At 66.9% G+C, this 5439-nt stretch carries 2 protein-coding genes; both read left to right on the forward strand.

Annotation, left to right across the window (positions count from 1 at the left end; genetic code table 11):
• Positions 1 to 1036 (forward strand): FlgD immunoglobulin-like domain containing protein (locus tag VFQ05_15925; GenBank protein ID HET9328256.1); only part of this gene is annotated, 1036 nt, incomplete at its 5' end.
• Between the two features lie 87 nt (positions 1037 to 1123).
• Entirely contained in the window at positions 1124 to 5356 is a 4233-nt protein-coding gene (locus VFQ05_15930) for a hypothetical protein (GenBank protein ID HET9328257.1), read from the forward strand.
• Positions 5357 to 5439 lie beyond the last annotated feature (83 nt).

Consider the following 5439-nt stretch of genomic DNA (forward strand, 5'->3'; position numbering starts at 1 on the left):
GGTTCCGCTCGCGGTGGGGTGGAACGCGATCGGCAATCCCTTCGACTTCCCCGTCGCATGGGCGGACGTGCGGCGCGACTCGATCGCGGTGGGAGAGCCCGTCGCCTTCGACTGGATGGGTGGCTCGATCGGGGACTATTCGGAAGACACGCCCGCACTCCTCGAGCCATTCGAGGGGTACTTCGTCCACTCGTCCGAGGTGGAGACGCTCTGGGTGCTGCCGCGGGCCGCGGCTCCGGTCTCGTCGCCGGCCGTGACGCGCCTCGAAGCAAGCTCCAATGGCTCGTGGCGGTTCCGTCTTCGGGCGCGCACCCAAAGCGCGGAGGACGGCAGCAATGACTTCGGCGTCGCTGGGACTTCCACCTTCGACTTCAGAAAGTGGTCGAAGCCGCCGCGGCCGCCCGGACCCTGGGTGAGGATCGGATTCACTCGCCCCGAAAGTGGCGCGGACCAAACGTATCGCCGCGACCTTCGTCCCCCGGGCGCCGCGGGGGAGACATGGGAGATCGAGGTCCGTAGCGGATCGGCGGGCGAGGTCGTGACGGTGGAAGGAGCGCCCATCATCTCACCGCCCCCAGGCCTCGCGATGAAGCTCATCGACCGGGAGACGGGGGAGATCATCTCGGCCGCCAGGGCCGACATCGCGTTCGCGTACCGCATCGTCTCTCGTGGAGCAGCGCCATACCGGCTGGCTGTCGTTGCTGGATCCGAGCAGTACGTGGCGGCGGCCGTGCAGAAGTCGCTCTCCGTGCCGGCGCGGGTTACGCTCGACCCGAACGCGCCCAATCCATTCCACAACGCGACTCGCCTCCGGTTCGGAATGCCTCGCGCGGACGAGGTCACCCTCGAGGTCTTCAGCGTGCTCGGACAGAGGATCGCGGTCCCGGTCGACCGCTCTCGATTCGCCCCCGGGCACCATTCGATCGTCTGGGACGGAGCGACCGCCGCGGGAGAGCAGGCTCCGGCGGGTGTTTATCTCTTCCGGCTCAAGGTGGGCAATGAGAGCGTCGTTCGGCGAGCCATCCGCCTCCCGTAGGGGGGCACGATGTCCACCAACCCAAGTGGGGCGGCGGATGTCATAGTTGCAACCCGAAGGAAGAGGCAGAACAGAACGGAAGGTCCAATGAGTCGCTCCCCCCGAATCAGCGGCGGCTTCATCCGCCCCATCGCAGGGCGAGTCCTTTTCGCGCCCATCTGCGCCTTGGGAATCTTGCTCTCGGCTTCCGGAGCCCAGGCTCAGGCGGTCAGCAACAAGCTCTGGATCACGGATGGCGGCGTGCACGCCGTGGTCACCGATGGCTCGACGCTCTACATAGGCGGCTCGTTCAGCCGGGTCGGGCCTGCCACCGGCGGCGGAGTGCCGATCGATGCCTCGACCGCTCTACCGATCGCCGACTTCCCCTTGGTCAGCGGGACCGTGTACGCCGTCGTCGGGGACGGGTCGGGCGGTTTCTTCATCGGGGGCTCATTCACGAGGGTCGGCGGGCTCGCGCGGCAGAACCTGGCTCACGTGGACTTCAACATGCAGGTCACCGCCTGGAATCCGAGCCCCGACCACACGGTCCGAGCGCTCGTCCTGGACGGAGGCGTGCTCTATGTCGGGGGACTCTTCTCGAACATCGGCGGTCAGGCCCGACGTGGGATCGCGGCGATCGACCCTTCCACGGGACTCGCCACCTCCTGGTATCCGGGGGACATCAACATCGTCTACGCGCTCGCCGTGAGCGGAAGCACATTGTACATAGGCGGCAACTTCTGCTGCGTGGGCGCCATCTTCCGCAGTGACGTTGCGGCAGTGGACATTCCCACGGGAACGGTGAAGAGCTGGAACCCCAACGCGAACTTTCAGGTCCTCACCCTCTCCGTGGTCGGCTCGACCGTGTACGCGGGCGGTCTCTTCACCTCGATCGGGGGACAGTCGCGGAACAAGATCGCGGCGCTCGACGCCACGACGGGTCTGGCCACCTCGTGGAACCCGAACGCGAGTTCCAATGTCTACGCGGTCTTCGGCACCGGCAGCGCCGTGTACGTGGGCGGAGACTTCATCACGATCGGCGGCCAGTCGAGAAACTACATCGCGGCGATCGATCCCATCGACGGTTCCGCCATGAGCTGGAACCCCAACGCGAACGAAACCGTTCGCACACTTCAGCGGATCGGATCCCGGGTCTATGCCGGCGGCGAGTTCTCCATCATTGGCGGACAGCTGCGGAATCGGATCGCCGAGCTGGACGCGACGACCGGCTCCGCGAGCGCATGGAACCCGAGTGCGAACAACATCGTGGAATGCCTCTTGACCGATGGATTCGTCGTGTTCGTTGGCGGGTCGCTCACGAGTGTTGGTGGTGTGATCCGCAACAACATCGCGGCGCTCGATCTCGCGAGCGGCGTAGCCACGGGATGGAATCCCAACGCGAACAGCGTGGTGCAGGCACTCGCGATCGCAGGACAAACGGTGTATGCCGGCGGGCAGTTCACGAACGTGGGGGGTCAGACGCGAAACCGGATCGCGGCGCTCAGCGCTTCCACGGGTCTGGCCACGTCGTGGAATCCGAACGCGAACAACGCCGTGGCGGCCCTGTCGGTGAGCGGCAATCTCGTGTACGCGGGTGGATGGTTCACCATCATCGCCGGCCAGCCGCGGAGCTTCATCGCGGCCCTGGATGCCGTCAGCGGTACCAACACCTCCTGGAACCCCAACGCGAACAACCCGGTCTATGCGCTGGCGTCGAGCGGGACCACGGTGTACGCGGGCGGATCTTTCACCGCGATCGGCGGCCAGGCTCGGAACAGCATCGCGGCGCTGGATGCCGGAAGCGGTCTTCCCACCGCGTGGAACCCGAACGCGAACAGCAATGTCCTCGCTCTGGCCGTAGGCGGAAACACGGTCTACGCGGGCGGTGATTTTGGCAGCATCGGCGGGCAGGCGCGCAGCGGCATCGCCGCGCTGGATGCCGGCACCGGGCTCGCCACATCCTGGAATCCGAATTCGAACGGCTCGGTCTATGCGCTGTCGGTCCGCGGAACCACGGTGTATGCCGGTGGATCCTTCGCGAACATTGGGGGGCAGGCTCGAACCGCGATCGCTGCGCTGGAGGGGACGACCGGATCGGCGCTCCCCTGGAATCCGGGAGCGAACAATCCCGTCAACGCGCTGGCGGTGACCGCGACGACGGTATACGCGGGAGGAAATTTCTCGCTCATGGGCGGGGCGCCGCTCGTGGGAATCGCGGCGATCAACGCCGCGCCTTCGCTCGAGAGCGTGGTGCCCGCGACCGGTGGAAACGCGGGACCCGTGACGCTCAGCGTGAATGGGGAAGGGTTGGCTGCCTGGAGCTCCATTTCGCTCACACGCTCCGGCGAGCCGGCCATCCCCGGAGTCAATCCGATCGCGGCCGCGGACGGGTCGAACATCAAGGCGACGTTCTACCTCGACGGGGCCCTCCCCGGCCTCTGGAGCTTGACGTTCTATCACTCCGATGGACAGATCGCCGTCCTGACGGACGGGTTCACGATCGAGGAGGTCGAGGGGCCGCAGTTGCGGGTGGGGATCGTGGGGACTTCGCTGATCGGCGGAAATCCCGTGGTTCGCAGGGACCGTCGCACGGCGTTCGACCTGGTGATCGAGAACCCGGGCAACGTGGATGCCTGGTCGGTGCCGCTGTGGCTCGCGGGCGTGCCATTGGACGCCACGGTCGAGCTCGACTTCGCACTGTCGTATCCGCCGCAGTTTCAAGGCCAGCCTGACTGGTCCACGGTGCCGCTCTTCTTCACCAGCTCGAGCGGAAAGTACCTCCCGATCGTGATCCCGCGGGTGCCGCCGGGGACGACCACGCGTCGCATCTACCTGACCGTGCCGGGCCCGACACATCCGCCGTTCCAGCTCATCGCGGCGGTGGCGCCGCCATGGGTGGACGGGGTGGTGTTCCGAAGCTGTCTCTCGCCGGCGGCCGGGATCGGCAACCCGGCGTGCATGGGAACCCAGCTCGACGGGCTGAACGCCCACCTGGCGGCGAACCCGGGCATCGAGGGGCTGAGCGGGATCGCCTGGTGGGCCAAGATCGCGTGGGTGTGCGAAGGCGCCGGCACCTTGCCCGCCGCGCTGGTGAAGGCGGAGCAGGTGCTCGATTACCTTGAAGGCTCCGTGCAATCGGGAACGTCGACCGCCGGATGCGAGAACGTTTCTCGGCCGCGCTGGCGGGACGTGCAGATGGTGAGCGTGGTGGGCTCGGTCGATCCCAATGAAAAGATAGGTCTCCAAGGTTCGTTCGCGGGTCAGACGGTGCTGCCGTACACGATCCGCTTCGAGAACTTCAGCACCGCGACGCTGCCCGCGCAGGACGTGATCGTGACCGATCAGCTCAACGGCAGCGTGCTGGAGCTGTCCACGTTGAGCCTCGACCAGATCACGTTCGGCAACCGGCACATCTATCCTCCGCCCGGACTCACGAGCTTCTCCACGACCGTCGACCTGCGGCCGCAGAAGAACCTGCTCGTCAGCGTTTCGGCGAGCCTCGATCCGATCACCCAGGTGGTGAGCTGGCATTTCAGCTCGATCGACCCGGCCACCGGCCGGACACCTGCCGATCTGCAGATGGGCTTCCTGCCGCCCAACAACGTTCCTCCCGAGGGGGAGGGGAGCGTGATGTTCACCGTGATGCCGAAGCCCGGGCTCGCGACCGGCACCCAGATCAGCAACGCCGCGTCGATCGTGTTCGACGACCCACCGGCCACGAATACGCTGGCCTGGACGAACGGCGTGGACAACAGCCCGCCGGCGAGCAACGTGCTGCCGATCCCGCCGCAGTCTCACCTGCCCAGCATCCCGGTGAGCTGGGGGCCGAGCGGGGCGCCCTCCGATCTCAGGGACTACACGATCTACGTGAAGCAGGACACGGGACCCTATCGCGTGTGGCGGCTCAACACGCCGACCACGAGCGACACGCTGGTCCCGCCACAGGATCACAAGCTTCATACGTTCTCGTTCTACAGCGTCGCGCGCGACCAGCTCGGGAACATCGAGGCGGCGCCGCCGGTGCCCGATGCCACCACGCAATCGACCACGGCGGTGGAAGGGGGCCCAGCACCCGTGATGCTGGCGCTGGCCGGTGCGCGACCGAACCCGACGCGCGGGCCGATTCAGGTGTGGCTCACGCTCCCGAGCCGGGAGCGGGCCACCTTGGAGCTTCTCGACATCGCCGGGCGGCGCGTGGCCCAGCGCGAGGTGGGGGAGCTCGGGCCGGGGGCGCACCTCGTGACGCTGGCGCTTTCACCTGCGCCACGGGCGGGCCTCTACTTCCTGCGCCTCAAGCAGGGAGATCGCGAGCTCACGGGTCGCGTCGCATTGATTCGCTAGTACGTTCACTCTCTGCTGGCCGTTCGAAGCGGCAATATGTCGGCCGGGCTCGGGGTACCGATTGTTCGTTTGAGGCGCCGCGT

Source organism: Candidatus Eisenbacteria bacterium (assembly GCA_035712145.1).
Classification (GTDB): domain Bacteria; phylum Eisenbacteria; class RBG-16-71-46; order RBG-16-71-46; family RBG-16-71-46; genus DASTBI01.

Excerpts from the sequence above, each read along its gene's own strand:
- VFQ05_15930 (HET9328257.1), top strand. The coding sequence starts at position 1,124 with ATGAGTCGCTCCCCCCGAATCAGCGGCGGCTTCATCCGCCCCATCGCA.